This is a genomic window from Edaphobacter sp. FHG110511_03 (genome assembly GCF_059115365.1).
The window spans coordinates 68,870-95,404 of the sequence record NZ_JBZYWL010000005.1 but is presented as its reverse complement, the minus strand read 5'-3'; the positions used below and the strand labels follow the sequence as shown (position 1 = coordinate 95,404).

Annotated in this window: 21 protein-coding genes and 1 riboswitch; of the genes, 12 read left to right on the top strand and 9 right to left on the bottom strand. The window is 58.3% G+C overall.

The features are described 5' to 3' along the window. Position 1: 1 nt before the first annotated feature. Positions 2-709, top strand: a complete 708-nt coding sequence (locus AC5S26_RS20140) for a hypothetical protein (RefSeq protein WP_494186731.1) — start codon at positions 2-4, stop codon at positions 707-709. Positions 710-1,134: 425 nt separating this feature from the next. Here AC5S26_RS20140 and AC5S26_RS20135 read toward each other — a convergent pair whose 3' ends face one another. Continuing rightward, on the bottom strand, positions 1,135-2,622 hold the full coding sequence (locus AC5S26_RS20135) for an RNA polymerase sigma factor (protein ID WP_494186730.1): 1,488 nt from the start codon (positions 2,620-2,622) through the stop codon (positions 1,135-1,137). A gap of 117 nt (positions 2,623-2,739) precedes the next feature. On the opposite strand from AC5S26_RS20135, the gene AC5S26_RS20130 reads away from it, so the two are divergent. Next, positions 2,740-5,235 carry a heavy metal translocating P-type ATPase gene (locus tag AC5S26_RS20130; protein ID WP_494186729.1) on the top strand — a complete coding sequence of 832 codons (2,496 nt, stop codon included), beginning with the start codon at positions 2,740-2,742 and terminating at the stop codon, positions 5,233-5,235. A gap of 216 nt (positions 5,236-5,451) precedes the next feature. Here AC5S26_RS20130 and AC5S26_RS20125 read toward each other — a convergent pair whose 3' ends face one another. Together AC5S26_RS20125 and murQ are read right to left on the bottom strand one after the other, a co-directional pair. Beyond that, positions 5,452-6,315 carry a sugar phosphate isomerase/epimerase family protein gene (locus AC5S26_RS20125; RefSeq protein ID WP_494186728.1) on the bottom strand — a complete coding sequence of 288 codons (864 nt, stop codon included), beginning with the start codon at positions 6,313-6,315 and terminating at the stop codon, positions 5,452-5,454. 136 nt (positions 6,316-6,451) lie between these two features. Beyond that, positions 6,452-7,420 carry an N-acetylmuramic acid 6-phosphate etherase gene (gene murQ / locus AC5S26_RS20120; RefSeq protein WP_494186727.1) on the bottom strand — a complete coding sequence of 323 codons (969 nt, stop codon included), beginning with the start codon at positions 7,418-7,420 and terminating at the stop codon, positions 6,452-6,454. 213 nt (positions 7,421-7,633) lie between these two features. Between murQ and AC5S26_RS20115 the strand changes: the two genes are divergently transcribed. After that, the gene (locus tag AC5S26_RS20115) at positions 7,634-8,689 is read left to right on the top strand and encodes a serine hydrolase (RefSeq protein WP_494186726.1); all 1,056 of its coding nucleotides are present in this window, start codon (positions 7,634-7,636) and stop codon (positions 8,687-8,689) included. 98 nt (positions 8,690-8,787) lie between these two features. Next, positions 8,788-9,303 carry a signal peptidase I gene (lepB, locus tag AC5S26_RS20110; RefSeq protein ID WP_494187165.1) on the top strand — a complete coding sequence of 172 codons (516 nt, stop codon included), beginning with the start codon at positions 8,788-8,790 and terminating at the stop codon, positions 9,301-9,303. Positions 9,304-9,312: 9 nt separating this feature from the next. On the opposite strand, the gene AC5S26_RS20105 is transcribed toward lepB, so the two are convergent. The 5 genes from AC5S26_RS20105 to AC5S26_RS20085 all read right to left on the bottom strand — a co-directional run bounded on the left by AC5S26_RS20105 (position 9,313) and on the right by AC5S26_RS20085 (position 13,421). Then, positions 9,313-10,257, bottom strand: a complete 945-nt coding sequence (locus tag AC5S26_RS20105; RefSeq protein WP_494186725.1) for a VWA domain-containing protein — start codon at positions 10,255-10,257, stop codon at positions 9,313-9,315. Between the two features lie 56 nt (positions 10,258-10,313). Next, on the bottom strand, positions 10,314-11,078 hold the full coding sequence (gene tpiA, locus AC5S26_RS20100) for a triose-phosphate isomerase (protein ID WP_494186724.1): 765 nt from the start codon (positions 11,076-11,078) through the stop codon (positions 10,314-10,316). A gap of 112 nt (positions 11,079-11,190) precedes the next feature. Next, positions 11,191-12,420, bottom strand: a complete 1,230-nt coding sequence (locus AC5S26_RS20095; protein WP_494186723.1) for a phosphoglycerate kinase — start codon at positions 12,418-12,420, stop codon at positions 11,191-11,193. A 66-nt stretch (positions 12,421-12,486) separates the two neighbouring features. Continuing rightward, entirely contained in the window at positions 12,487-12,999 is a 513-nt protein-coding gene (locus AC5S26_RS20090) for a hypothetical protein (protein ID WP_494186722.1), read from the bottom strand. A 47-nt stretch (positions 13,000-13,046) separates the two neighbouring features. Beyond that, positions 13,047-13,421 carry a RidA family protein gene (locus tag AC5S26_RS20085; protein WP_494186721.1) on the bottom strand — a complete coding sequence of 125 codons (375 nt, stop codon included), beginning with the start codon at positions 13,419-13,421 and terminating at the stop codon, positions 13,047-13,049. Positions 13,422-13,519: 98 nt separating this feature from the next. Here AC5S26_RS20085 and AC5S26_RS20080 point away from each other — a divergent pair, with 98 nt between their 5' ends. The 7 genes from AC5S26_RS20080 (at position 13,520) to AC5S26_RS20050 (ending at position 23,444) form a co-directional block, all read left to right on the top strand. Further along, complete coding sequence (locus AC5S26_RS20080) at positions 13,520-14,476, top strand: formylglycine-generating enzyme family protein (protein ID WP_494187164.1); 957 nt, start codon at positions 13,520-13,522, stop codon at positions 14,474-14,476. 66 nt (positions 14,477-14,542) lie between these two features. Beyond that, positions 14,543-14,736: riboswitch (cobalamin riboswitch) on the top strand. A gap of 101 nt (positions 14,737-14,837) precedes the next feature. Beyond that, positions 14,838-17,237 carry a ribonucleoside-diphosphate reductase subunit alpha gene (locus AC5S26_RS20075; protein WP_494186720.1) on the top strand — a complete coding sequence of 800 codons (2,400 nt, stop codon included), beginning with the start codon at positions 14,838-14,840 and terminating at the stop codon, positions 17,235-17,237. A gap of 12 nt (positions 17,238-17,249) precedes the next feature. Continuing rightward, complete coding sequence (locus tag AC5S26_RS20070) at positions 17,250-18,266, top strand: ribonucleotide-diphosphate reductase subunit beta (protein ID WP_494186719.1); 1,017 nt, start codon at positions 17,250-17,252, stop codon at positions 18,264-18,266. A gap of 330 nt (positions 18,267-18,596) precedes the next feature. Further along, positions 18,597-19,469 carry a c-type cytochrome gene (locus tag AC5S26_RS20065; RefSeq protein WP_494186718.1) on the top strand — a complete coding sequence of 291 codons (873 nt, stop codon included), beginning with the start codon at positions 18,597-18,599 and terminating at the stop codon, positions 19,467-19,469. After that, on the top strand, positions 19,466-21,127 hold the full coding sequence (locus AC5S26_RS20060; protein WP_494186717.1) for an acido-empty-quinoprotein group A: 1,662 nt from the start codon (positions 19,466-19,468) through the stop codon (positions 21,125-21,127). The genes AC5S26_RS20065 and AC5S26_RS20060 overlap by 4 nt, the downstream gene beginning before the upstream one ends. An 85-nt stretch (positions 21,128-21,212) precedes the next feature. Beyond that, positions 21,213-22,454, top strand: coding sequence for an MFS transporter (locus tag AC5S26_RS20055; RefSeq protein WP_494186716.1), 1,242 nt, complete (start codon positions 21,213-21,215; stop codon positions 22,452-22,454). A 60-nt stretch (positions 22,455-22,514) separates the two neighbouring features. Continuing rightward, positions 22,515-23,444, top strand: coding sequence for a sugar phosphate isomerase/epimerase family protein (locus AC5S26_RS20050; protein WP_494186715.1), 930 nt, complete (start codon positions 22,515-22,517; stop codon positions 23,442-23,444). A 98-nt stretch (positions 23,445-23,542) separates the two neighbouring features. Here AC5S26_RS20050 and AC5S26_RS20045 read toward each other — a convergent pair whose 3' ends face one another. Beyond that, positions 23,543-24,730: a substrate-binding domain-containing protein gene (locus AC5S26_RS20045; protein ID WP_494186714.1), complete on the bottom strand. Its 1,188-nt coding sequence runs from the start codon at positions 24,728-24,730 to the stop codon at positions 23,543-23,545. A 259-nt stretch (positions 24,731-24,989) separates the two neighbouring features. Between AC5S26_RS20045 and AC5S26_RS20040 the strand changes: the two genes are divergently transcribed. Further along, the gene (locus tag AC5S26_RS20040) at positions 24,990-26,429 is read left to right on the top strand and encodes an arabinose isomerase (RefSeq protein ID WP_494186713.1); all 1,440 of its coding nucleotides are present in this window, start codon (positions 24,990-24,992) and stop codon (positions 26,427-26,429) included. The last annotated feature ends 106 nt before the right edge of the window (positions 26,430-26,535 follow it).

Below are 26,535 nucleotides of genomic sequence, written 5' to 3'. Positions count from 1 at the left end.
CATGTTTTGGTACAAAGGATGGCTGGAAACCCGTTTTAAGCTGTTGTTCCTGGTCGGTTTCGCGACGTTTCTTCTGTTCTTTCAGCATTCGGTCCGGAATGCAGCGACCCCGTCAGGCGGTAAGAACCCGGCCCTCGGGTTCGTCTTGTTCTCAACCCCTTCGCTTGTCCTGATGCTTTGCGCGATTCTGGGAGGCGCGGGAATCGCCACGCAACCTTCATTCCAGGCATCCAAAGGTCTCCACGGTTCTATGCTTTTCACTCTCTCGCTACCTGTGAGCAGGCTCCGTCTGCTTGCGATCCGAGCCTGCATCGGATGGTTGGAGGTGGTCGGCGTAGTAGTGGCGCTTTGCTGCGGAATGTGGCTGGTATCGCCTGTATTCAGGGCCATGTCAACGTTCGCTGAAATGATGGAGTATGCGGGAACGCTCATCGTTTGTGCTACGACGTTCTATTGCCTTTCTGTGCTGCTGGCTACCTTCCTTGACGACCAGTGGCGTGCATGGGGAACGATGCTAGCTTCGGCAACGTTGTGGTGGGTTTCTGCCCATACTCCTTTGCCGGCCTCCGCCAATATCTTTCGAGCCATGCGAGAGGGTTCGCCTCTCCTCGCACACACGGTCCCGTGGACTGCAATGGCCTTCTCGCTCGGCTTAGCTGCAATTCTGTTCTTCGCCGCGATGAAGGTTGTCCAGACCCGCGAATACTAGGTTGGGTTCTGCACGAGGCACACGAATTGAAGTTCGATACAGAGAAGTTCGATATGCGCCACGCGCTTGGAATACATCCGAGGCGGCGTTGAGCTTGAGTTGTCAGAGATATGGGGCGAATCGGACCAAACCACCATCGGCCCAATCAATATAGAGGTAGCCTGACGGGCGGCTTGGTGCTTCCTGAGTACCCTGAGAGACTATCGTCCGACACCGGGATCGTCGCACTCGACCCTGGAAGCCCGGTGCAGCCCTGATGTGCCAAACCCAACATGGCTGAGACCACGGGTTTTGCTCAAGGGTGAGACGGATTATGCCTTTACGAGTTGTGGCGGCACAGGCGAAATACAGGGATTCTTCGACTCCGCTGCGCTGCGCTCAGAATGACGTGTGGGGAGGGGCTTTCTTGAGGGGACCTTGGCGCGCTAAGAATCGAGATGGCAGGTTCTGGCGCGGTCGAGCAGGAGCGTTCGTTCTCGTGCGTTGCGAGTGAGAGTGGCGGCGCGCTCGAACTCGGTGCGAGCTTCCTGGTGACGCCCGAGCTTGCGAAGAAGGTCTCCGCGAACGCTGGGAAGAAGATGGTAGCCCTTGAGGGTGGGCTCTTCAGTGAGGGCGTCGATGAGGGGAAGGGCGGTGGCGGGGCCGGAGGCCATGGAGATGGCGACGGCGCGGTTGAGCTCGATGATGGGGGATGGCGTGAGCCGGGCGAGCTGGGCGTAGAGGGAGGCGATCTGGTGCCAGTCGGTGGCATCGGGGACGTTGGCGCGGGCGTGGCAGGCGGCGATGGCGGCCTGGAGGGTGTAGGTGCCGGGGTTGGCATCCGTTGGTTCGACTCTTTGCGAGGAGGCACTGGCATCCTGCAAACCCACCTTGGTCTCGCGTCGACTGGCGTCGTCACGAGCCGAAGATGGGACACCCGGTTTGGTGGCGGGATGAGTGTCCTGGTAGAGAAGCGGATCCCTCCGCTTCGCGCTGCGCGCTTCGGTCGGGATGACAATTTGATCAGAAGATGCTGGTTGGGAGAGGAGTCTTTGGGCGTGCTCGAGTGCCGCGAGGCCTCGGCCGATGAGGATCTGGTCCCAGCGGGAGCGGTCCTGGTCGAGGAGAAGGATGGGCTCGCCGGTGGGACCGACGCGGGCGTTGAGGCGGGAGGCCTGAATCTCCATGAGGGCGGCGAGGCCGTGGACCTCGGGCTCGTCGGGGACGAGCTCGGCGAGGATGCGGCCGAGGCGGAGAGCGTCTTCGCAGAGGGCGGGGCGGGTCCAGTCGTCGCCGGCGGTGGCGGAGTAGCCCTCGTTGAAGATGAGATAGATGACCTGGAGGACGGAGGCGAGGCGAGCGGTGAACTCGTCGCCGAGGGGGAGCTCGAAGGGGATGCGGGCTTCGGAGAGGGTGCGTTTGGCGCGGACGATGCGCTGGGCGACGGTGGGCTCGGCGAGGAGGAAGGCGCGGGCGATCTCGTCGGTGGTGAGGCCGCCGAGGAGGCGGAGGGTGAGGGCGACGCGGGCTTCAGGGGAGAGGATGGGGTGGCAGGAGATGAAGATGAGGCGGAGGAGGTCGTCGCCGACGGGGTCGTCGATGGCGGCGTTGATGTCGTCGGGGGTGAGCTGGCGGGAGCCTTCCAGTTCATAACTTAGTTGTTCATGTTTTTTATCTAAAAGCTTGTTGCGACGTAGGTTATCGATGGCGCGATTTTTGGCGGCGGCCATGAGCCAGGCGGCGGGATTGTCGGGGATTCCGGCGTTGGGCCAGCGCTCGAGCGCGGCGACGAGGGCGTCCTGGGCGAGGTCTTCGGCGAGGCCGACGTCGTGGACGATGCGGGTGAGGGAGGCGATGAGCTTTGCCGACTCGATGCGCCAGACGGCCTCGATGGAGCGCTGGATGTCGGAAGCGGGATGGGAGCCGGTGGCCATCAGAAGAGATGACACCATCTTCGAGGGAGGTGTGGCAAGGCGGGAGATGTAAAGAATTGTGTCATGTGTAATGGAAAGACGGGTTGTTCGTCAGCGTAGTTGAAGGAGAGTTTCGGAATGAGCGAGATGGCGAAAGATCCGGTCTGCGGGATGCAGGTAAAGGTCGATACGGCGAAGTGGACGAGCGATTACGGCGGACAGCGGTGGTACTTCTGCTCCGAGGGTTGCAAAAAGAAGTTTGAAGCTGACCCGGCGAAGTATGACGGCACGCGATTGCCGGAAGATTTGGTTGCGCTTGGAGGGATGAGTTCGGCGAAGGCTTCTGCAGGATGTTGCGGCCACGAGGCGCATGCGCATGCGGGTACGGTGAAGCCGGTGGAGCATGGGGCTTCGAGCGGGGAAGGATATACGTGCCCGATGCATCCGGAGGTTGTGTCGGAGAAGATGGCCGCTTGTCCGAAGTGTGGGATGGCGTTGGAGGCGGTCGCACCTGCGATGAACCGCGTGGAGTACACGTGTCCGATGCATCCCGAGATTGTGAGGGATGGGCCGGGAAGCTGCCCGATCTGCGGGATGGCGCTGGAGCCGCGCGAGGTGACGGCGGAGCAGGAGAATCCAGAGCTGAAGAGTATGACGCGGCGGTTCTGGGTGGGAGTGGCTCTGACGCTTCCGCTGCTGGCGGTGATGGTGAGGGAGATGTGGCCGGGGCATCCGTTTGCCGCGATGTTGAACAGCGGATGGATGGGGTTGGCGCAGATGGTTCTGGCGACTCCGGTGGTGCTGTGGTGCGGATGGCCGTTCTTCGAGCGCGGGTGGGCGTCGGTGGTGCATCGCAGCCTGAATATGTTCACGCTGATTGCGATGGGGACGGGCGCAGCGTATCTCTACAGCGTGGTGGCCGTGGTTGCGCCGGGGATCTTTCCGGATTCGTTTCGAGAGCACGGCGGCGGGCTGGGATTGTACTTCGAGGCGGCGGCAGTGATTACGGTGCTGGTGCTGCTGGGCCAAGTGCTGGAGCTCAGGGCGAGGGACAAGACGGGTGGGGCGATTCGCGCGTTGCTGGGGCTGGCTCCAAAAACGGCGCGGAGGATTGCAGCGGACGGGACGGAGAGCGATGTTGCGCTGAGCGAGATTGTTGCCGGTGACAGGCTGCGAATCAGGCCAGGCGAGAAGGTTCCGGTGGACGGCGTGGTGGAGGAAGGCCGGAGCGCGGTGGACGAGTCGATGGTGACGGGCGAGCCGGTTCCGGTGGAGAAGACGGCGGGCGAGTACGTTGTCGGCGGGACGATCAATGGCACCGGGGCGCTGGTGATGCGGGCCGAGCGCGTGGGCGCGGATACGCTTCTGGCGCAGATTGTGAAGATGGTGAGTGCGGCGCAGCGGTCGAGGGCGCCTATCCAGAGGCTGGCGGATAAGGTGGCGGGATACTTCGTTCCGGCGGTACTGGCCGCGGCGGTGCTTGCAGCGCTGGCATGGGCGGTGTGGGGGCCGGAGCCGAGGCTGGCGCATGCGCTGGTGATTGCGGTGTCGGTGCTGCTAATCGCGTGTCCGTGCGCTCTGGGGCTAGCGACGCCGATGTCGGTGATGGTGGCGACGGGACGCGGAGCGCACGAGGGCGTACTGGTGCGGAGTGCCGAGGCGCTGGAGACGCTGGAGAAGGTCGACACGCTGGTGGTGGACAAGACAGGCACGCTGACGGAAGGGAAGCCTCGCTTGACGGAGGTGGTTGTGGCGGAGGGTGTGAGTGAGGCTGATTTGCTGCGGGCGGTGGCGAGCCTGGAACGGGCGAGCGAACATCCGCTGGGTGCTGCGATCGTGGCGGGAGCAGAGGAGCGCGGGATTGCGTTGAACGAGGTGAGGGAGTTTGCCTCGATTACGGGAAAGGGCGTGACAGGCGTAGTGGATGGGCGGCGCGTAGCGGTAGGCAATGCGGCGTTGATGCGTGAGGAGAAGGTGGATGCTGGCGCGATGGAGCAGCGGGCTGAGGTACTGCGCCGGGATGGGCGGACAGCGATGCTGGTTGCGATCGACGGGAGGGCCGCAGGTTTGATTGCGGTGGCCGATCCGGTGAAGGGCTCGTCGCAGGAGGTGATCGATGCTCTCAAGAAGAGCGGCCTGACCGTGATGATGGTCACGGGGGACAATCGCACGACCGCAGAGGCTGTGGCGAAGAGGCTGGGGATTGCCTTCGAGGCCGAGGTGTCGCCGGAGGGGAAGGCAGAGGTGGTGCGGCGGCTGCAGAAGGAAGGAAAGATTGTGGCGATGGCGGGCGATGGAGTGAACGATGCTCCCGCGCTGGCAGCGGCTGAGGTGGGGATTGCGATGGGGACGGGAACGGATGTCGCGATGGCGGCGGGAGGCATCACGCTGGTAAGCGGCGATCTGCGCGGCTTGCTGCGCGCGCGGCGGCTGAGCGAGAAGACGATGCAGAATATTCGGCAGAACTTGTTTTTTGCGTTTGTCTACAATGCTGCGGGGGTGCCACTGGCGGCTGGGGTGGTGTATCCGCTGTTCGGGTGGCTGCTGAGTCCGATGGTGGCCGCTGCGGCGATGAGCTTCAGCTCCGTGTCGGTGATTGCGAATGCTTTGCGGTTGAGGAGGGTGCGGTTGTAAAGGCGGTCGATGGGGCACCCCAGATTTGGTTCAGGTTTGTTCGTTGGTGGTGGAGAAGCAGATCCCTCCACTTCGCTGCGCTTCGGTCGGGATGACACTTCGGAGATTTGAGGTGATGCTTTGAGCGCGGAGAGATATGGATGACGAGGCAAGGACGAGAATGCGGCTCAGAAGGTGAGTTCTGAACCGCATTCTTTCCAGTTCTGATTTGGAGGATCAGGATTTCAAGCCCATGCCGGCAATGACTCCGCGCATGTAGGCGAAGCTCTTGGTGACTCCGGGCATTGGATCGGTGTCATGGATTTCATATTCCAGATCGACGTTGCCTTTGTAGCCAATATCGACGAGGGCGCGGAAGATGCCGGGGACGGGCATGACACCGTCGCCGACTGCAACCTGGCTCTCCTTGACCTTGCCATCGGCGAGATCCTTGATGTGGACGTCAAAGAGGCGGGGACCGACCTTCTTAATAGCCGCGATGGGATCGGTTCCGGTGCGCATGGTGTGGCCGACGTCGATGCAGCAGCCGATACGGGAGTCCATGGATTTGACGGCTGCGAGCACATCGAGAGGGGAAGGCCACTGCTTGTCTTCCGTGCCGTGGTTGTGAATAGCGAGCTTGATGTCGTATTCCTTTACGAATTTCTCGACGCGCGGAAGGACCTGACGGGTGGGAGAGCCGACGATGATGGGAATTCCGGCGGCCTTGACGTATTCGAACTTGGAGCGGATGTCGTTGTCGTCATCCTTGTCGAAGTAGATGGTTCCGGCGGCGGTAAGGGTCATTCCGGCGGCGCGGTACTCCGCTGCGCGCGAGGCGACCTGATCGGCAGGCGTCATGGGGAGATGAACGTCTTTGAGGTTGAGGTAGGGAGTCTTGAGTTCCTTCATGAACTCGATGAGATGAGCCTGATCGAATTTACGGAAGGTGTAGCTGGCGATGCCGAGCCGAATGGGAGAAGAGGAGGAAGCCGGCGCGGCGAAGGAGAAGGCAGAGTTGGAGAGAAGTGAAGAGGCGGCGAGCATAGTTCCGCCACCAAGCAGATTGCGGCGCGAGAGAGTTGGCTTCATGCAGGGCATGGTAGCTTCCCTTGCTAACGATCGTCCAGTTGTAGATAAAAGTACGGTTTTGCTGGTTGCTGCCAGGTGGCTTTATCCAGACAGAAAAGCCCCGCATCACGGATTCGCGATGCGGGCGGCTGGTTTATAAGAGAGATCAGAGCTCGAGGCGGGAGTCGTCGATGGCGAGGCGGACGTTGCCATCGGATTTGGTCAGGCGGCGAACGGCTTCCATCTTGTCTACGTTGGCCTTGAGCATTACAACGGCGATGGGGATGGACTTGCCGGCGGACTTGATGGTCCGGATGGCGGTGTCGCGGTCGATATTGCAGACCTTCATCAGCACGCGAATGCCTCGCTCGACGAGCTTGGCATTCTTCATGTGCACATTCACCATCAGGTTGTCGTAGACGTAGCCGAGCCGGGTCATGGCGCCAGTGGTGATCATGTTGAGGATCATCTTCTGGGCGGTGGCGGACTTCATGCGCGTGGAGCCGGAGAGAGCCTCGGGACCGACTTCGGCGATGATGGTGGTGTCTGCGACCTCGGAGAGGGCCGTACCGAGATTGCAGGTAACGGCAGCGGTTTTGGCTCCGCGAGCGCGCGCATACTCGACGGCGCCCACGACGTACGGTGTGCGGCCAGAGGCGGAGACGCCGATGACGATATCTTTGCGTGTGGGACGGCGGCGGGCGATATCGCGCTGGCCGAGCTCGGGAGAGTCTTCGTTGACGTCGGAGGCTGAAGCAAGGGCTTTAGGGCCACCTGCCATGATGTATTGCACCTGTGCGGGAGCGGTAGAAAACGTGGGGGGGCACTCGGAGGCATCCAGCGAGGCGATGCGGCCTGAGGAGCCAGCTCCTACATAGATGAGGCGTCCACCGTCGCGAAGGGAGCGCGCGACCGTGTCAATGACGATAGCGATTTCGGGAAGCGCTTTTTTAACCGCAGCCGCAACCTTGGCGTCTTCGTGATTGATGATGCGAGCGATTTCAAGCGCGGATTTTGTGTCGAGTCCTTCAGAGGCCGTATTCGAGGTCTCTGTGACTAATCCGAGGAATTCATCGGGGCCATTGGGAACGGATTTTGAGGACTGGGCCGGTTCGAGCATGGTAAGGGATGACATAAGAAAGACCTGCTACGAAAGGGTGCTGCTCTTTTCTACACGATTCTAGTCCTAATCGTGCCTTGATGCGTACACAAAGGTTCCTGATTGATACACCTGTATCAATCAGCGCAAAGATTTTTACAACTGTCATTGCGGGGTTGTGGTATGCGAGCGCAATCTTTTGCGCGAGGTACTCTGGAATTTGCACGCATTCTTTGTAAGATGCAATTCATGACCAACGGTTTTCTTCGTGGCCTCGCGATGGCGGGGGCGCTTTTTCTCGGTCTGGGAAAAGCATCGCTCTCGCTAGCCGAGACTCCTGGTGCCATGCCAGCGGCGGATGCACGCGGAACGATCGATCAGCCGCTGCAGCAGAAGATTGAAGCGTTGGCGGCGGTGCATAAGGGCCGCGTAACCCTATACGCAACGCAGTTGAATACCGGAAAGACGGTGTCGCTGGATGCGGACAGGCCGGTACAGACGGCCTCGGTGATCAAGCTGGCGATTCTTTTTGAGGCGATGGAGCAGGTACGCGCTGGAAAAGCCCGATGGGATGAGAAGTTGACCCTGGCGAAGGGAGATGGCGTGAGCGGATCGGGAGTCCTGACGTTCTTCGATACACCGCTAACCCTGACGCTCAAAGATGTGCTGACGATGATGGTCATCGTCAGCGACAATACGGCGACCAACCTGGCGATCGACCGATTTGGCGTGAGCGCAGTGAATGCGCGGATAGCCTGGCTGGGCCTGAAGGACACCCATCTCTATAAAAAGATCGGCAAGCCAGCGACAGAGCCGATGCCGGCGGACCAGCCAAAGTTTGGCCTGGGGAAGACGACGGCGCATGAGATGGAAACGGTGATGGAGCGGATTGGACGTTGCCAGTTGGCGGGACCGGGCGAATCGGTTGAGACGGGCGACGAGGCGATCTGCCAGACGGCGTTGACGATGCTGCGTAACCAGTTCTACCGCAATACGATACCGCGATACCTGGAAAAGCTGGATTCAAGCGAGACGGGATCGGGGATCGCCAGCAAGACAGGGAGCCTGAATGCGGTGAGAAACGATGTCGCGATCATCGCGGGAAAGAGCGGGCCGATGGTTGTGTCGATCTTTACGGATGAGAACGAAGACAAAAGCTGGACTGCGGACAATGAGGCTGAGATGATGATAGCAAGGCTGGCAAAGGAGATTGTGGAGACATGGTCTCCAGCCGGGCTGGATGGCAAGGCCCTGGTTCCTGGATTGGGGCTAGATGCCGGATCGAGTTCTGGTGCGTCCAAATGACAGGAGAAGAGAGCAAGCCGGTGCAAACTGACGAGCAGACGAGCCAAGCTTCGGCCAGCGGTGGTCACGAACCACCGACCGGGGCGGACCCGTCGAAGATGCGAAAGAGCGGGATCAGTTCGTGGATGCGAGACCTGGTGATCTCGGTGTCCGTGTCGGCGTTCATCATTATCTTTCTGTATCAGCCGGTCCGGGTTGAAGGCACGAGCATGTTGCCTGTGCTCGAGGACCAGGACAGGCTCTTCGTCAACAAGATGGCCTACCGGGTGGGAGAGATCCATCGCGGTGACGTAGTGGTCTTCCTCTATCCCCACGACCATCAGAAGAGCTACATCAAGCGCGTGATTGCGCTTCCCGGAGACGATCTGAAGATCGATCACGGACACGTTTACGTGAATGGAAGAGCGCTCTCGGAGAAGTATGTTCCTCCGCGCTTTGAAGACGTTCGCTCTCTGCCGGAGTCGATCATTCCCGACAACGAATACTTCGTGATGGGAGACCATCGGTCCATCTCAAGCGACAGCCGTGACTTTGGCCCGGTGGAGCGCGACCTGATCTATGGGAAGGCCGCGTTTGTGTACTGGCCGATGGAGCAGGCGGGAGTGGTGCACTAAGCTTCGCGGTCAGCGTGCGACGTAACCGGTTCGCGACCGTACTGTAAGCCCGGAGCGAGTGCTCTGTATGACGACCTTACGGTAGCTTCCGTCGCGAACGCGGTTGGTGGACTGGTAAGCGATCTCATAGAGCGAGCGCAGATCGTCGGATATCTCCGCGAAGGCTTGGTCGAGGCTGACAGCATGTACATCGAACGATCGGCCGCCGGTGCGCCCTGAGAGATGATCGAGCGCGCGCATGCCATAGCGGTTGCGCGCATTCATCCTGCCATGTTCCAGTTCGGTGTAACGCACGGAGTAGATGAGTGTGTTTGCGGTCTGTGCTGCTTCGATGGCATCGATCAGGTCGCGCTCACTGGAGTTATCCTCGCCATCGCTAAAGATGAGGATGATTTTGCGGCGACGCCATCCCACAGCAGAGAGCTTTTCGGTCACCGAATAAAAGACCGCGTCATAGAGAGCGGTGCCCATGTCGCGCTTTTCCTGGGGCCCGATCTCCGGAAAGTCCATCTTTCCTTTGTCGAAGCGATGGATGTTGTCAACGATCGTCGGAGCCGAAGCGGAAAAGTCGCTGATCAGTCGAAGATGGTTGCCAAAGCATACTGCGAAGGCCTGATCCTGGGGTTGGAGAATCTTTCTCAGGAAGGATTCGACATCTCTCTCGTGCTGGCGGATGAACTTCTGCTGGCTCCCGCTGGCGTCGATGATGAGGCCGATGCTGAGAGGCAACTGCTCGGCTGGCGTGAAGAAGCGGATAGTCTGGGGTACACCGTCTTCAACAACCGAGAAATCGTTTCGTGTGAGACCGGAGACGACATTACCGGCGCTGTCGTGAACGCTTACGGTGTTGTCGATCAAGTGAGTCTCCACTTCGATCGTAGGTACGCTTTGCGACCGCAGCAAGACGGGAGCAAACAGCAACGTGGTTGCGAACAGACGCACCAAAAGTGTCATCGTTTTACGGAATACGACGGGAGACTGAAAAAAGTTCTGGCGACTGGACGAAGCTGTCAGTTCGTCTCAGTCGCGTTTTGGATGATCTGTGCGAAGGAGACGGGATCGAGGCTGGCTCCTCCGACGAGCGCGCCGTCGATGTCTTCAAGGCAGCAGAGAGAGCGGGCGTTATCGGGTTTGACGGAGCCTCCGTAAAGGATGCGGGTGGCGTTGGCGACGTCGGAGCCAGCGATGGAGGCGATCTTTGCGCGAATGATCTTATGGGCGTCTCCGGCGATCTCGGGTGTGGCGGTGCGACCGGTGCCGATAGCCCAGACGGGCTCATAGGCGATCACGAGCGGGCCAAGCTCCGTTTTGTCGATGCCTTCGAGGGCGACCGAGATCTGGAGATTGAGGACGTCGGCGGTGAGGTTCTGCTCGCGCTCGTTGAGGTGTTCGCCTACGCAGACGATAGGTGTCAGTGAGTGAGCGAGGGCGGATTTGAGCTTGAGGTTGACGGTGGTATCGGTCTCGTTGAAGTATTGGCGGCGTTCGGAGTGGCCAATGAGGACGTGCGTGGCACCGATCGCCATGAGCATGGTGGGCGAGGTCTCGCCGGTGTAGGCGCCTTCTTCGAGCCAGTGCATGGTCTGGGAGCCGACGAAGACGGACTTGCCGCGTGCGGCGTCGGCGAGTGCGGGCAGGGAGGTCATCGCCGGGCAGAGAACGATCTCCGCGGCTTCGTTGTTCTTGACGAGAGGGAAGAAGCTGGTGAGGAAGGCCGTGGATTCGGCGGGGGTCTTGTACATCTTCCAGTTGGCGGCGATGAGAGGTTTTCGCATGTCGGGGATCAGTATTCCATTTTTCAGTTGAGAAGGCCAAAGAGACTGCTTATCCCGAGCAATCGGAACTACGCAGAACTTGGCTCGAATCGCAAATTTCGAAATGGCCGAATTATTTTTTATCGGTCAAGGCAGCTACACCGGGCAGAGTCTTGCCTTCGAGAAATTCGAGCGAGGCTCCTCCACCGGTGGAGATGTGGCTGATCTTGTCGGCTACCCCGGACTTCTGAACGGCGGCTACGGAGTCGCCCCCACCGACGATACTGGTGGCGTCGCGATTGGCGGCGACGGCCTTGGCGATGGCGTTGGTGCCCTTGGCGAAGGCGGGCATCTCGAAGACTCCCATGGGGCCGTTCCAGACGATGGTGATGGCGTCGGCAATCTCCTTCTTGAAGAGTTCGATGGAGGCGGGGCCGATGTCGAGACCCATCCAGTCGGCAGGGAAGGGACCGTTGGCGGCGAAGATCTGCGTCTTGGCGTCGGCGGCGAACTTGTCCGCAAGGACGTGATCGATGGGAAGCAGGAGATCGACGCCCTTCTTCTTTGCCTTGTCGAGCGCGGCCTTGGCGACATCAATCTTGTCGGTCTCGACGAGCGACTTGCCGGTGGTCTGGCCCTTGGCATTGAGGAAGGTGTAGGCCATGCCTCCGCCGATGATCAGCGACGTGACGCGATCGAGGAGACTGTCGATGACATCAATTTTGTCGGAGACTTTTGCGCCACCGATGATCGCTACGAAGGGCTTGATGGGGTCGCTGACGGCCTTGCTGAGATAGGTCAGCTCTTTTTCCATGAGCAGACCCGCAGCCGAGACAGGAACGTGGTGTGTGATGCCCTCAGTGGAGGCATGGGCGCGGTGCGCGCTGCCGAAGGCGTCGTTGATGTAGACGTCGCAGAGCGAGGCCAGCTGTTTCGCAAAGGCAGGGTCGTTCTTCTCCTCTTCGGCATGAAAGCGCAGATTCTCGAGCAGGAGGGGCTGGCCGGGTTCGAGATTCCCCACCATCTCGGTGGCGATCTCACCAATGCACTCGGGCGAAAAAGCGACATTCTCATCTTCACCAAGAACGTGATCGAGCAGCTCGCGCAGGCGATCGACGACGGGACGAAGGCTCATGGTTAGGACAGGCTTGCCCTTGGGACGACCGAGGTGAGAGCAGAGGATGACGCGGGCTTTGCGACGGAGGGCGTACTCGATGGTCGGGATGGTTTCGCGGATGCGAGTGTCGTCCGTGATGCGCGGTGCGTTGTCAGAGCCGTCGACCGAGAGAGGAACATTGAAGTCGACGCGAATAAGGACGCGTTTGTTGGTGAGATCCAGATCGCGGATTGACAGCTTCGACATTTGATTTCCTTTTCGGTAGATAGGTTGAGCGCAGGTACGAGTGCACCACGCCCCTTCGCTATTTCATCATATCGGTTCTATGTGATCTTCAGCGGGAGAGGACGGCTTGTAGGGGATGTAGTGCCGTGCGAGGAAGGCGAGGGGAATTCCCACACAGAGGATGAGTGCTGCAATCCCATTGATTAAGGGAGCAAGCGGAGGAAGTGGGCGAAGGCCGATGTGGGACAGGGGGAGGACAACGTAGTTCATGACGATGTAAACGGCGATGCCATAAAGGGTTCCATAGAACCATGGATGACGCGAAAGTGGAAGTCTGCGGCTGAGGAGAAGGTAGATGGCCGAGACGGTTGTAGCAATGAAGAAGTGAAGAAGAAGCCCAAGCAGGGCGGAGCGCGTGCCCAGGGAGAAGGCTGTGCGGCCGATCAGTCCGAAGGCGATGCCCTGCAGGATGCGCGTTGGTGAAACGCCACGAAGACCGAAGAAAAGGATGGCATCCGCAATATCAAGCGTGCCTACAAGAAGTCCGGCTCCGGCAATGATCCGGAGAAGACCTGGGCGCGTGACCGTGGCGGCTGTCATGACGTTCCCGATTGTAACGATGCGGGGTCGCGTTGCGAGAAGAATGTCTATTCGGGAATGAACGCGTCGGCTTCGATCTCGATGCGCCAGCGCGGGTCCAGGAGCTCTTTGACGACGACCATGGTGGCTGCAGGGCGGATGAGAGAGAAAAACTTGCCATGGACACGGCCTACGATCTCCCAGTCCTCAGTGCGGGTGAGGAACATGCGGGTGCGGTAGACGTGCTTGAAGGAGGCGCCTGCATTCTTGAGTGCGGCGGCGATGAGGGTGAGGCACTGATCGGTCTGCTCGGCGACGTCGAGATCGTCGGCCCCGACGGGCCCGGTTCCGGAGACATGAACCTGATTGCCGATGCGAACGGCGCGAGAGAAGCCGATGATGGGTTCGTAGGGGCTGGTGCCCGGGATGTTGGTACGGGTCATGGAAGGATTGTAATGGTGCCGAGCAGCGTACCTTGCAGGGTGGCTCGGGATCGTGGCATTTCATGCGAGGCTTGAAGTTGTGTAGCATTGCCTTGACGATGGATGAAGAGAAGAAAAGCTGCTGCACGCCTTCTGCAGACCGCGCAGAAAAGCTCACAAACGAGTCTGCGATTCTGGCCAATCCATTGCAGGAAAGCTCCAGCGCCGGCATGATTGTGCTGCCCGGTGGACGTTTCAAGATGGGCACGGATTATGCCCTCGGCTTTTCTGCGGATGGGGAAGGCCCGGTCCGCTTCGTGGTCCTGCCACCCTTTTCGATCGACATCACGCCCGTTACCAACGCGCAGTACGCAGAGTTCATCCAGGCCACGGGATATATCACCGAGGCGGAGCGATACGACTGGTCCTTCGTCTTCTGGGCACATATTCCCAAAGAGCGTTTCAAGCAGCTTGTCGCAGACACTGTCGCCCAGGCGCAGTGGTGGTGCAAGGTATACAAAGCGAAGTGGGATGCTCCGGAGGGCCCAGGCAGTCATCTTCGCGGCCGTGAGGATCATCCTGTGGTTCATGTCTCCTACTCGGACGCAGAGGCTTATGCCGCGTGGGCGGGCAAACAGCTGCCTACGGAAGCAGAGTGGGAATACGCTGCTCGCGGCGGGTTGGAGCAGAGGCTGTTTCCGTGGGGAGACGAACTTGAACCCGAAGGCAAACACCTTTGCAACGTATGGCAGGGAGAGTTTCCTTCGCAGGATACGGCGGAAGATGGATATGCGGGATCGTGCCCGGTCAGGGCGTTTCCTCCAAACGGATATGGTCTTTACTCCATGGTCGGAAATGTGTGGGAGTGGACCCAGGACTGGTTTGGGGTTAACCATCCAAAGCATGAGACGACTAACCCGAGAGGCCCGGTGCGTGGCACGGAAAAGGTCACCAAGGGAGGCAGCTTTCTTTGCCATGCGAGCTACTGCAATCGCTATCGCGTGGCCGCCAGAACCAGGAATACGCCGGACAGCTCGACCAGCAACATGGGCTTTCGCTGCGTGCGGCGCGGCTAGAGTTTCTTCCTCATTTCCACATGATGGCCCCAATATATAGACGTTGACCCGCCGTATAGCCCTTGTTATAGTGAGTGAACTTCACGGTGTTCTGGCCCTCGTGGTCAGGACTGAAAAGGGAATCCGGTGCGAATCCGGAACTGCCCCGCAGCGGTAAGCAGGAACGAACGCTTCGATATGGCACTGGCTGAAAAGCTGGGAAGCCGAAGCAAGTAGGGAGCCTGCAGAGTCCGAAGACCTGCCGGAAGCGCGTGCCGAAAGGCACGAATTTCACACGCCTTCGAGGGGAAGGTGCGGTGGCCGCGTCCGGTTTGTGCAGACGTCCTCCGCTTCCTCCGCTCTGGGCAAGAGGAGACTCCCCATGGCGGCACAAGCGACGCTGACAGAACTGGACCCGAACTTTCCCTCGGCCGAATCGATTCCACAGATGCAGGTGCGCAAACGAAGTGGCGCGCTTGAGCCAGTGGATGTGAACAAGATTGTGCGAGCCGTGCAGCGATGCTGCCAGGGGCTGGCACATGTGGACGCGATTCGCGTTGCGAGCAAAACGATTGGCGGGTTGTTTGACGGGGCCTCGACTCGTGAGCTGGACTCGATCTCGATCCAGACAGCGGCGGCGTTGATTGCAGAGGAGCCGGAATACTCCCGGCTGGCAGCGCGTCTGTTGCTGGCGACCATTGAGAAGGAGGTTGCGGGGCAGAATATCTATTCGTTCTCGCAGTCGATAGAAGTTGGCCATCGCGAAGGAGTGGTTTCGAAGGATGCGGCGGAGTTTGTCGCAGGCAATGCGCGCAAGCTGAACAGCGCGATTGACGATCGCTTCTCCGATCGATTCGAGTACTTCGGACTTCGCACGGTCTACGATCGCTATCTTCTGCGCCATCCCATCACGCGGCAGGTGATTGAGACGCCTCAGTACTTCTTTATGAGGGTGTCGGCGGGCCTGTCGACGCGGGTGGGAGAGGCAGTGGATTTTTATCGTCTGCTGGCCTCGCACGATTATCTGCCGAGCTCGCCGACCTTGTTCAACAGCGGAACGAAACATTCGCAGATGTCGTCGTGCTATCTGCTGGATTCGCCGAAGGACTCGCTGGAGTCGATCTATGACGCCTACAAGCAGATTGCGCTGCTGTCGAAGTTTTCCGGCGGTATCGGGCTGGCCTTTCACCGGGTACGCTCGGAGGGCTCGCTGATTTGGGCGACGAATGGCCTGTCGAATGGGATTGTGCCGTGGCTGCGCACGCTGGATGCCTCGGTGGCAGCTGTAAACCAGGGCGGCAAGCGCAAGGGGGCCTGCTGCGTCTATCTGGAGCCGTGGCATGCCGATGTGGAGTCGTTCCTCGAGATGCGCGACAACACCGGCGATCAGGCACGAAGGACCTACAACCTGAATCTAGCGAACTGGATTCCCGACTTGTTCATGCGGCGCGTGGATGAGGATGGAGTGTGGTCGTTGTTCGACCCCAAAGTCGTACCACAATTTCCGGATTTGTACGGGGAAGACTTCGACCGGGCGTATGAGCAGGCTGAAGAGCAGAAGAAATATGTGAGGCAGGTGAAGGCGCGTGATCTTTATGCGCGCATGATGCGCACGCTGGCCGAGACTGGAAATGGATGGATGGTCTTCAAAGATGCGTGCAATCGGAAGTGCAATCAGACCGGAAGGCCTGAGAATGTCGTTCACCTTTCGAATCTCTGCACGGAGATCACGGAGGTGACTTCTTCGGCGGAGACAGCGGTGTGCAATCTAGGCTCGATCAATCTCGCCCGGCATGTAAACGAAGGGGTGTTCGATTTCGAGAAGCTGGCTGCTACGGTGCGCCACGCTGTGCCGATGCTGGATCGGGTGATCGACATCAACTACTACCCCGTCTCCCAGGCGGCAGTGGCAAACAGCCGCTGGCGTCCCGTGGGGCTTGGAGTGATGGGCCTGCAGGATGTCTTCTTCCAGCTGCGAATTGCGTTCGATTCGCCGGAGGCGAGAAGACTGTCGGCAAAGATCCAGGAAGAGGTCTACTTCCATGCCCTGACCGTCTCCTGCGAGCTGGCTGAGCAGAACGGACCGCATGCGGCGTTCGCGGAGTCTCGCGCCGCGCAGGGGGAGTTTCAATTCGACCTGTGGGGTGGGACGCCCGAGAACGGTGAGCGCTGGGAGCAGCTGCGGGAGCGCATTCGCAAGACAGGGCTTCGGAACTCGCTGATGATTGCGATTGCTCCAACGGCAACGATCGCCTCCATCGCGGGGTGCTACGAGTGCATCGAGCCTCAGATCTCCAATCTGTTCAAGCGGGAGACGCTTTCGGGGGAGTTCATGCAGATCAACCGCTACCTCGTCCAGGAGCTGAAGCAGCTAGGGATGTGGTCCGAGGCCATGCGAACGCGGATCAAGCTTGCGGAGGGTTCGATCCAGGGAATCGACGAGATCCCTGAGGATGTCCGATCGATCTACCGCACCGTCTGGGAGGTTCCGATGCGATCCCTGATCGATATGGCCGCCGACCGTGGGCTCTTCATCGATCAGAGCCAGTCGCTGAACCTGTTTGCGGAGTCGCCGAATATCGGAAGACTCAGCTCCATGTATATGTACGCGTGGAAGCGTGGCATCAAGACGACCTATTATCTGCGGTCGCGGCCTGCGACGAAGATTGCGAAGACCACGGTGTCGGCGGTTGCGCGCGAGCGGAGCGTACCGGCGATCAACGCCACTGCGAGCGTCGCCTGCTCGCTGGATAACCCTGAGACCTGCGAAGCCTGTCAGTAACGGAGAGCAATTATGTCGACTGCAACACACACCATTCTGGATCCTGGCCTTTCGCTTACGCTGCGGCCGATGCGCTATCCCACCTTCTTCGAGATGTTCAAGGATGGTATTCGCAATACCTGGACCGTCGAAGAGATCGATTTTTCCACCGATCTAGTTGATCTGCGTTCGCGGCTGACGCCGGCTGAGATTCACCTGGTTCAGCGTCTGGTGGCCTTCTTCGCGACCGGGGACTCGATTGTGTCGAACAACCTGGTGCTGAATCTTTACAAGCACATCAACTCGCCGGAGGCTCGGCTTTATCTATCGCGCCAGCTCTTTGAAGAAGCCGTGCACGTGCAGTTCTATCTGACGCTGCTGGACAACTATGTTCCCGACCCGGATGCGCGCGCGGAGGCGTTTGCGGCGGTTGAGAATATTCCTTCGATCACGAAAAAGGCGCAGTTCTGCATGCGCTGGATGGACTCGATTCAAAAGCTGGATGAGCTGCGAACGCCGCAGGAGCGCAAACAATTCCTGTTGAACCTGGTCTGCTTCGCGGGCTGTATCGAGGGTCTCTTTTTCTTTGCCGCATTTGCTTATGTTTACTTTCTGCGGTCTCGTGGCCTGCTGAATGGTCTGGCTGCAGGAACGAACTGGGTCTTTCGCGATGAGAGCTGCCATCTTGAATTCGCCTTCGAGGTGGTCAACGTGGTTCGTTCCGAGGAGCCGGAGCTTTTCGATGACGAGCTGAAGCAACAGATTATCGAGATGATGAAAGAGGCGGTCGATTGCGAGCTGCAGTTTGCCGAGGATCTGCTTTCGGGCGGCGTTGCGGGCCTTTCGGTCCGGGAGATGCGGCTGTATCTGGAGTACGTAGCTGATGCGCGCGTCTCACGCCTGGGGATGGAGCCGATTTTTGGATCGAAGAATCCATTCGCCTTCATGGAGCTGCAGGATGTGCAGGAGTTGACGAACTTTTTTGAAAGGCGGGTGTCTGCCTATCAGGTGGCTGTCGCCGGCGAGGTTGCTTTCCACGAAGATTTCTAGTGCTGGCTCTGAATGATTGCGCCTCAAAACGCGAGGGTGGGGGAGGTTGGCCTTGCCCTGGCGGGATGGTAAGAACTGCCATGCAGATCCGCGATCCCCTGGCAACTTCGTAGAAAGCGCAAATAAAGTAGATGAAAGTCCGGCTTATCCGTGAGGGGCGCCGGGCTTCCTCTCTTTAATGGGGGGCTTGTCGCGTGCTTATAAAAGGCGGTGTGCCGCCGATTGAATTATTTTGCGTCTATGCCGCTTCACGGTACAGTCAGAACGCGCCCATTTTCTAGGTTGTCCTGCGGTGCATGGACAATGATTGGGATCTGCCGGAGGAGATACGTGAAGCGCGAAATTCGGGCCACTTTGTTTTTATTCGCCGCGACGTGGTACGGAATACAGCTACACTCCGTTGTTCAAGCCCAGGCTACTGCTGCGACGCCTCGAGCGCAGCGCCGGCCGCAAGCCTATCCTGACCGCCCCAAAGCTCCGCAAGATGTACTGGACCGTGGCAAGGCAACCTATGGCGTGAGCTGCGGCTTTTGCCATGGATCGGATGCCGCCGGAGGTGAGATAGGGCCGAACCTGCTTCGATCGAGCGTGGTGTTGCAGGATCAATCGGGCGAGCTGATCGCTCCGATTGTGCATGGAGCACGCGCTGACAAGGGTATGCCTCGAGTCGAGTTGACCGACGCACAGATTGGCGATGTGGCCGCTTGGCTGCACAGCCTGAAGGTTGCGAGCCGCACTGATCCCAACGAAAACAATATCGATATCGTACGCGGGGATGCCGGGGCTGGTGAGAAGTACTTCCAGAAGACCTGCGCATCCTGTCACTCGACTACCGGAGACTTGAAGGGTTTTGCCGCGAAGATGCCCACACCCAAGGTGCTTCAGCAGACCTGGCTGTTGCCCGGCGGGTCAGGAGGAAGAGGCGGCTTTGCGCAGGTACAGCCGACGGGAGTCCATGTTCCCCCGGTCACAGTCACGGTGACTTTACCGACCGGCGAGAAGATCGATGGCTTGTTGACGAGAATCGACGACTTCTATGTGGGTCTTACCCAGGCTGATGGAACGCTTCGTGGGTTCAGCCGCATGGGGCAGGTTCCGAAGGTGGAACTGCATGATCCGCTCGCGCCGCATAGAGAGCTTCTGCACAAGTACACGGACAAAGACATCCACGACGTAACGGCCTACCTGGTGACCCTTAAATGACAAGAGTGTTGAAGTGTTTGCTTGCCATCGCATTGTTTGGCGCAGGGAGTGGCCTGGTTGTCGGCCAAAGCCTGGATCCCGCCCAGCTTTTAAAGCCGAATCCTGATTCGTGGCCGACTTATTCCGGCGACTACTCCGGACGCCGATACAGTTCCCTGAACTTGATCAATCATTCCACGGTGAAGAATTTGTCGTTGGCGTTTGTATCCCGGCTGCAGGCCGGGCCGCAGAGCCCCGCCGGTGCGCCTGCGACGATCGTCGCGGGGGAAGGGAAGGCGGAATTCAATACTGCGGCCAACATCAAGGGCGCAATCCTGCAGATCGATGGAGTCTTGTATGTTTCGACTCCAGACAATGCGTGGGCGCTGGATGCGCGGGACGGGCATGAGATCTGGCACTACTACTGGAGAACTAAAGGCGGCACGCACATCGGCAATCGCGGCATGGCGATGTGGAAGAGCTGGGTCTACATGGAGACGCCGGATAACTACCTGATCTGCCTGGATGCGAAGACGGGGAAAGAAAAGTGGCATAAAGAGATTGCGAGTTTTGACGAGCAGTATTTTTCAACGATGGCCCCGATCGTCGTGGGAGATCACCTGCTTGTAGGAACGGGCGACGATCTGGACGAGCCGGGGTTGCTTCAGTCCTTTGATCCCGAGACGGGCGACGTTCAATGGAAGTTCTATACAGTTCCGGTGAAAGCCGGCGATCCGGGCCTGGATACGTGGCGAAACCTGGATGCGGCCTCGCATGGTGGCGGGAACGTCTGGGTTCCTGGTTCGTATGATCCGGAGACCCATCTGTATATCTTCGGCACAGGGAATCCCAGCGCGGCATACACTTCGCAAAAGCGTGGGGATGGCGCCAATCTTTATACCTGCTCGATTGTCGCTGTGAATGTGGATACCGGCAAGATGGTCTGGTACTACCAGAACTCTCCGCATGATACGCATGACTACGATTCAGCCCAGACTCCGATTCTGATCGACGGCATGTTCAATGGGAAGATGCGCAAGCTGGTTCTGAATGGCGCACGAAACGGCTATTACTTCACCCTGGATCGTCTGACGGGTGAACATCTGGTGACGGGCAAGATGTCGAAGACGGTGAACTGGGCGGCGGATACCTATGACAAGAATGGAGCCCCGGTCAGAATCCCGGCGAAAGACTTCGACCTTGCCGGTGCCTTGGTATCTCCAGCGAACCAGGGAATCACCAACTGGATGCCCCCGGCGTACAGTCCGGATTCAGGCTTGATGTACGTTCCCACAACGGACAGCTACGCCATGTATTACCTGACCACCACCGATCCGCGTGGGTCGATGGGGCTGGGTGGCAAGGACGAGCAGAGCCTGGGAAGCATGGGGAGCTACATCACGGCGATCGACTACAAGACCGGCAAAATAGCCTGGCAGCATCGTTATTCCGGGATTACGAACTATGGTGTACAGCCCGGATTACTGACAACCGCAGGCAAGCTTTTGTTCGCCGGGGATCCGGGAGGAAATTTTGTTGCTTATGATGTGGCGACAGGAAATCCCCTATGGCACGCCCGGATTGGCGTTACGAATGCGCCTGAGACCTACATGCTGGATGGCCATCAGTATGTCCTCGTCGGCGCAGGAGACTCCGTCTATGCTTTCCGCCTGAACTGATTTGAAGTAACAATAGTCTTAGACAATCCGGCAGGACTCCAGGGAATGGCCGAACGGTTGGGAAGGATTATTGATGAAGCTGCAGATGAGAAGCCGACTTAGCGCGATGATGTTTCTGGAATATTTTATCTGGGGTGCATGGTATGTCACCCTGGGGACATGGCTCGCGGGACCCTTACACTTTAACGGCCAGCAGATTGGTTTTGCGGCAGGGGCCACGTCGGTGGGCGCGATTCTCGCTCCGTTCTTCGTCGGGCTGATCGCAGACAGGCTCTTCGCGACTCAGAAGGTTCTTGCCTTGTTGCATCTGCTTGGCGCGGCATTGTTGTTCGGTGCCTCTTCCCAGGTTTCTTTTCCGCTGTTCTATTTCTTCCTGCTGTTGTACTGCCTGTGCTTCATGCCGACGCTTGCGCTCACCAACTCTCTCGCGTTCCGACAGATGAGCGACCCGAAGGAGGAGTTCGGGGCCATTCGCGTGCTCGGTTCTTTCGGCTGGATTGTGGCCGGCCTGTTGATCGGTCACTTGAGAGTTGAGGCCACGGCCATGCCGATGCGTCTCGCCGGCCTTTCCTCTCTGATCATGGGGTTGTATTGTCTGACGTTGCCATCGACGCCGCCGCTTGGCCGGGCAGGTCGCCTCTCCATCAGCAGCATCTTCCCTCGTGAGGCAGTTGCTTTGCTGAAAGAGCGATCGATGCTGATCTTCGTCGCGGCCTCTTTCTTCATCTGTATTCCCCTGCAGTTCTACTACGCTTTCACCAATCTCTTCCTGAACCAGGTAGGCGTACAGAATGCGGCCGGCAAGATGACTGGCGGACAGATGTCGGAGCTTCTCTGCATGGTCCTGATCCCATGGTTCTTTCGGCGATTGGGCGTGAAGTATATGCTGGCAGCCGGTATGGGCGCGTGGGTTCTTCGCTATATCTTTTTTGCGTACGGCAACCCGACGGATCACATGTGGATGTTCTGGGGAGGCATTCTTCTCCATGGCATCTGTTACGACTTCTTCTTCGTAACCGGACAGATTTATATCGATTACAAAGCAGATATCGGCTTGCGCGCAGCGGCGCAGGGGCTCATCACGCTGATTACTTATGGATTAGGAATGTTCGTCGGATCGTGGCTCTCGGGTTCTGTCGTAGATCATTACACGCTGGCTGTAGCACAGGGTGCAGTCACTTATGACTGGAAGTCGATATGGCTGTTCTCGACCGTCATCTCCACTCTGGTGTTAGTCTTCTTCCTCTTTGCATTTTCCGAGAAACAAATCCAGAATCGCCCTTCTGAACTCGATGAGACTCAATTCGATAATGCCTTACCGCAATAAACCTGCGATTGCCTGTTGGCAAAAACACCATTTGTACCAATCTTGATAAAGGGAGTAACAATGCGACTTCATACCCGTAGAGAATTCCTGGCAACTTCCCGCAATTTTGGACTGGCCGCTCTGGGCACTGCCGTTCTTCCGCGGTTGGCGCTCGGGGAAGCCATGGGACTTCCGCCCGGAATCCAGCTCTACACTGTTCGCGAAGACCTGCCCAAGGATACGCCGGGTACACTCAAAAAGCTTCACGACATCGGTTTCCGCGAGGTAGAGACAGCGGGATTCGGAAAGTACAGCGTAAAAGAATTTCGGCAGCTGCTGGATGATGCCGGGCTGAAAGCGCCAAGTGCGCATTTGAATTTGAATGCAGCGGATTTGGGGCCCGTCTTTGAGGATGCTCACACCCTGGGCGCTCAGTTTGCGACCAGCTCGAGCCTCGCTACCGGCAACCAGCCACGGCGTCCTGCAGGCGCAACGGGCCCTAGACCGGCGATGGCGCCGCTGGGGCAAGAGGGCTTTACGAAGCTGGCTGCGCAGATGAACGATATCGGCGCCAAGGCCAAAGCAGCCGGCTTGCAGTATGCCTATCACAATCACAACTACGAGTTTGAAAAGATGCCGGATGGCCGCTTTGGCTATGACATCCTCGTCAACAATACCGATCACGAACTGGTGAAGTTTGAAATCGACTGCGGGTGGATGTGTGCAGGTGGCGCGAATCCAATCACCTATTTTCAAAAATATCCGGGACGCTTCAAGATGATCCACGTGAAGGAGTTTCAGCCTCTGGCTCATCCGGTCACCAGCCTGGGAGGAGCAGACAGGCCGCAGGGAACGGATCTTGGCGGTGGATTCATTGACTACAAGCCGATCTTTGCTGCGGGCAAAAAGGCCGGCGTCCAGCATGCCTTTTCCGAACAGGAGAATCCGTTTCCAGTCTCACAGATGGCTTCGGCGAAGGCTGCCTATGCCTTCCTGAGAGCGTCCTCTTAGTTGTTAGCCATCCGCTAACCTTGGAATAGGAACAGCGCTCCCGTAGGTTAAATTCATCATCGTGGATTCAAGCTACGGGAGTTTTCTTTCGTCAAAATTCAACGCCAGCTGTAAAGAAGAGAGTCACTGTCTCCAGCCGCGATTAATTTGTCGTTCGGATAAAACGATAAAACGTTCTCAGAGGTAATCATCTGGTGGCGAACGAAGGTCGCCGGGGGAATCTCCTTGCCTTGCAGCTTGTCGAGGGCAAGAGACAAGACCGCTTCGCCATAACGTTCGGGGAAGTACGCTACCGACCCCATTAAGCACGACCCAGGCCGCTGCATCTCGCGTCTCGCTTCAATGCTGGCATTCTGTCCTACGGCAAGACAGTTCATTGCCCGTCCTGCTTCTTCAAATGCCTGCAGCGCGCCCAGGCAGCTTGGATCGTTCAGTGCGCCGACCAGAACGTGCTTCGCTTTGTTGTGCTGCACATACCGGCGCGTGACCTGCAGGCTGTTCTCAAAGCGTCCATTCCCGTTAATAAAGCGGACTTTTTGATCGGGAATTTTGGGAAGGAATTCGCGAATGCCGGCAAGCACTCCTGTAAGCCTTGAGCGTGGAAGCGGGCCTGCCATGGGAAGTTCCAGCAGCAACACTTCATCCACCTGGCCACCCCAGCGGTGGATTGCCGCCTGCGCGAGGGCATGCCCTGCCAGCAGACCTGCGCGATAGTTGTTTGCGCCATAATAATCGGCGCCAGGATGAGGAATCTCGATCGCGATGAGCGGAATATCCGCTTCGATCAGCTTGGAGGCGACGATGGAGGCGCTTTGCTGATTGGTCTGGAACTCAATAACCAGGTCCACGCGCTCGCGAACGAACATCTCCGCATTGCGGATGGCAACGGTGGGACTGTATCGATTGCTCAACTCCAGCAGTTCGACGCCCGCTTCATAGGCGTAGCTGCGAATGCTGTCGGAGACCAGCCGCGAAAAAGAGAATTCTTCGCTTTGCGATGCGTACCCGATGCGGTAACGGCATCGCCGCCGCTCGCTTATTGCGCGATATTGATTTTTTGCAGAGCGCTCCAGCATGCCTTGTTCGACCAGAGTTGCAAGCAGGCGGAAGGCAGTGGTGCGGCTCAAATTGGTATCGGCGACAACGTCGCTCAGTGTGAGCGGGGACTGCCGTTGCTGGAAACACCTCAGGATGCTGCATGCTCGCTCCACGGCCTGAATGCTGTAAGCAGAGGAGACCTTGGTCTCTTCACCAGATTTCAATTCCACGTTTGAGCGCTTCTTCATGTTCCGTTTCCCTTGCGCTCGTAATCGTACACTGGGCACATTCTGGAATTCCAGCAAGTGAAATTAGCTCGAAAAGCATTAATCGTGGAATTTCCTAAAGGAAATGCATTTTCAGATCGAATTTCAAGCAAAAGCAGAGAGCAGTCCTCCAGGTCATTCCAATCAGTGAAATGTAATCGCACGACAAAAAAACTCCTCGCCTCTCAGCAGAGACCCTCCCTAAGCTGCACTAGCAAAGGGAAGCATCGAGGAGAGGGTCGTGGACAGTTCTTTTAGACAACTTCGAGTAGGCCTGGCGGGTGTGGGCCTTGAGACCTACTGGCCACAATTTGAAAAGCTGGAGGAGCGCCTCCGGGGATATCTCGATGTGGTGCGGGAGAGGGTGGAAGGCAACGACAGAAGAATTGTGATTGACCTGGGATTGATCGATAGCCCTCCGAAGGCGATAAAGGCGGGTCATCTGTGCCGGCTGGAGGATATCGACATCCTGCTTGTCTACGTCACAACCTATGCTCTCTCGTCCACAATTCTTCCCGTGATTCAGCGAGCAAAGGTCCCGGTCGTGCTTCTAAATCTGCAGCCGGAAGCCGCAATTGATTACGCGCGGTTCAATCAAATGACCAGCCGCACCGCGATGACCGGCGAGTGGCTGGCCTATTGCAGCTCATGCCCGGTTCCAGAGATCGCGAACGTCCTGCGGCGCCTGGAAATTCCATTTCAGCAGGTGACGGGAGTCCTGCGCGATGATCCCGCATGCTGGGAAGAACTTGAAGGCTGGCTGACGGCTGCAGAGATCGCGAAGACTCTTAGTCATAGTCGCATGGGGTTGATGGGGCATTATTACAGCGGCATGCTTGACCTGGCCACAGACCTGACGCAGGTTGCGGGACGTTTTGGGACGCATATCGAGATGGTTGAAGTGGATCAGCTGAGCGGCCTTCGACGCGAGGTGACAGAGACGCAAATCGCATTAAAGGTGGAGGAGTTTCATGGTTTCTTTGCAGTGGATGAGGAGTGTTCTCTGGAAGAACTGGAGCGCGCGGCAACGACTGCGGTAGCGCTGGATCGGATGGTCGCCAACAACGCATTCGATATGCTGGCGTATTACTACATGGGGTCGGGCGTGGCGGAGAATGAGAACACCATGAGCTCCATCATCCTGGGAACTTCCATGCTGACCGGCAGCGGTGTGCCGGTAGCGGGCGAGTATGAGATCAAAAATGTGCTCGCCATGAAGATCATGGACGAGCTGGGCGCAGGCGGTTCGTTCACGGAGTATTACGCGATGGACTTCAACGAGGATCTTGTTTTGATGGGGCACGACGGCCCTGGCCACGCGCGCATTGCCCAGGACAAGATTCGTGTGCGTCCGCTCAGTGTTTATCACGGCAAGGTCGGGCACGGCCTCTCCGTCGAGATGGCGGTGAAGTATGGGCCGGTGACGCTCCTGTCCGTCGTAGAGGATAAGGAGAAGGGGTTTTCGCTGCTTGTGGCGGAAGGGGAAAGCGTGGCCGGACCGATCCTCGAGATTGGAAATACGAATAGCCGCTACCGCTTCTCGCTCGGAGCCCGAGGCTTTGTGGAGGCCTGGAGCGCCCGAGGTCCTGCGCATCATTGCGCCATTGGAGTCGGCCGGTGGGGAGATCAGTTGCGCAAGATTGCAACGTTGATGAACCTCGGCTTCCATCAGATCTGCTAACCCAGCGTTGAGAGATCCATATGCAATCTGTTCGGTCGCCTTGAACAACTCGTTTCGTCTGATCGAAGCTGTTCGCCGAATCGTAGAGATATTTTCCACTCTGTGA

Excerpts from the sequence above, each read along its gene's own strand:
- AC5S26_RS20105 (WP_494186725.1), bottom strand. The coding sequence starts at position 10,257 with ATGACACTTTTGGTGCGTCTGTTCGCAACCACGTTGCTGTTTGCTCCC.
- AC5S26_RS20085 (WP_494186721.1), bottom strand. The coding sequence starts at position 13,421 with ATGACCCGTACCAACATCCCGGGCACCAGCCCCTACGAACCCATCATC.
- AC5S26_RS20080 (WP_494187164.1), top strand. The coding sequence starts at position 13,520 with ATGGATGAAGAGAAGAAAAGCTGCTGCACGCCTTCTGCAGACCGCGCA.
- murQ (WP_494186727.1), bottom strand. The coding sequence starts at position 7,420 with ATGTCATCCCTTACCATGCTCGAACCGGCCCAGTCCTCAAAATCCGTT.
- AC5S26_RS20050 (WP_494186715.1), top strand. The coding sequence starts at position 22,515 with ATGCGACTTCATACCCGTAGAGAATTCCTGGCAACTTCCCGCAATTTT.
- AC5S26_RS20075 (WP_494186720.1), top strand. The coding sequence starts at position 14,838 with ATGGCGGCACAAGCGACGCTGACAGAACTGGACCCGAACTTTCCCTCG.
- AC5S26_RS20090 (WP_494186722.1), bottom strand. The coding sequence starts at position 12,999 with ATGACAGCCGCCACGGTCACGCGCCCAGGTCTTCTCCGGATCATTGCC.
- AC5S26_RS20115 (WP_494186726.1), top strand. The coding sequence starts at position 7,634 with ATGACCAACGGTTTTCTTCGTGGCCTCGCGATGGCGGGGGCGCTTTTT.
- AC5S26_RS20130 (WP_494186729.1), top strand. The coding sequence starts at position 2,740 with ATGAGCGAGATGGCGAAAGATCCGGTCTGCGGGATGCAGGTAAAGGTC.
- AC5S26_RS20055 (WP_494186716.1), top strand. The coding sequence starts at position 21,213 with ATGAGAAGCCGACTTAGCGCGATGATGTTTCTGGAATATTTTATCTGG.
- AC5S26_RS20095 (WP_494186723.1), bottom strand. The coding sequence starts at position 12,420 with ATGTCGAAGCTGTCAATCCGCGATCTGGATCTCACCAACAAACGCGTC.
- AC5S26_RS20135 (WP_494186730.1), bottom strand. The coding sequence starts at position 2,622 with ATGGCCACCGGCTCCCATCCCGCTTCCGACATCCAGCGCTCCATCGAG.
- AC5S26_RS20045 (WP_494186714.1), bottom strand. The coding sequence starts at position 24,730 with ATGAAGAAGCGCTCAAACGTGGAATTGAAATCTGGTGAAGAGACCAAG.
- AC5S26_RS20070 (WP_494186719.1), top strand. The coding sequence starts at position 17,250 with ATGTCGACTGCAACACACACCATTCTGGATCCTGGCCTTTCGCTTACG.
- AC5S26_RS20125 (WP_494186728.1), bottom strand. The coding sequence starts at position 6,315 with ATGCCCTGCATGAAGCCAACTCTCTCGCGCCGCAATCTGCTTGGTGGC.
- AC5S26_RS20060 (WP_494186717.1), top strand. The coding sequence starts at position 19,466 with ATGACAAGAGTGTTGAAGTGTTTGCTTGCCATCGCATTGTTTGGCGCA.
- AC5S26_RS20140 (WP_494186731.1), top strand. The coding sequence starts at position 2 with ATGTTTTGGTACAAAGGATGGCTGGAAACCCGTTTTAAGCTGTTGTTC.
- tpiA (WP_494186724.1), bottom strand. The coding sequence starts at position 11,078 with ATGCGAAAACCTCTCATCGCCGCCAACTGGAAGATGTACAAGACCCCC.
- lepB (WP_494187165.1), top strand. The coding sequence starts at position 8,788 with ATGCGAAAGAGCGGGATCAGTTCGTGGATGCGAGACCTGGTGATCTCG.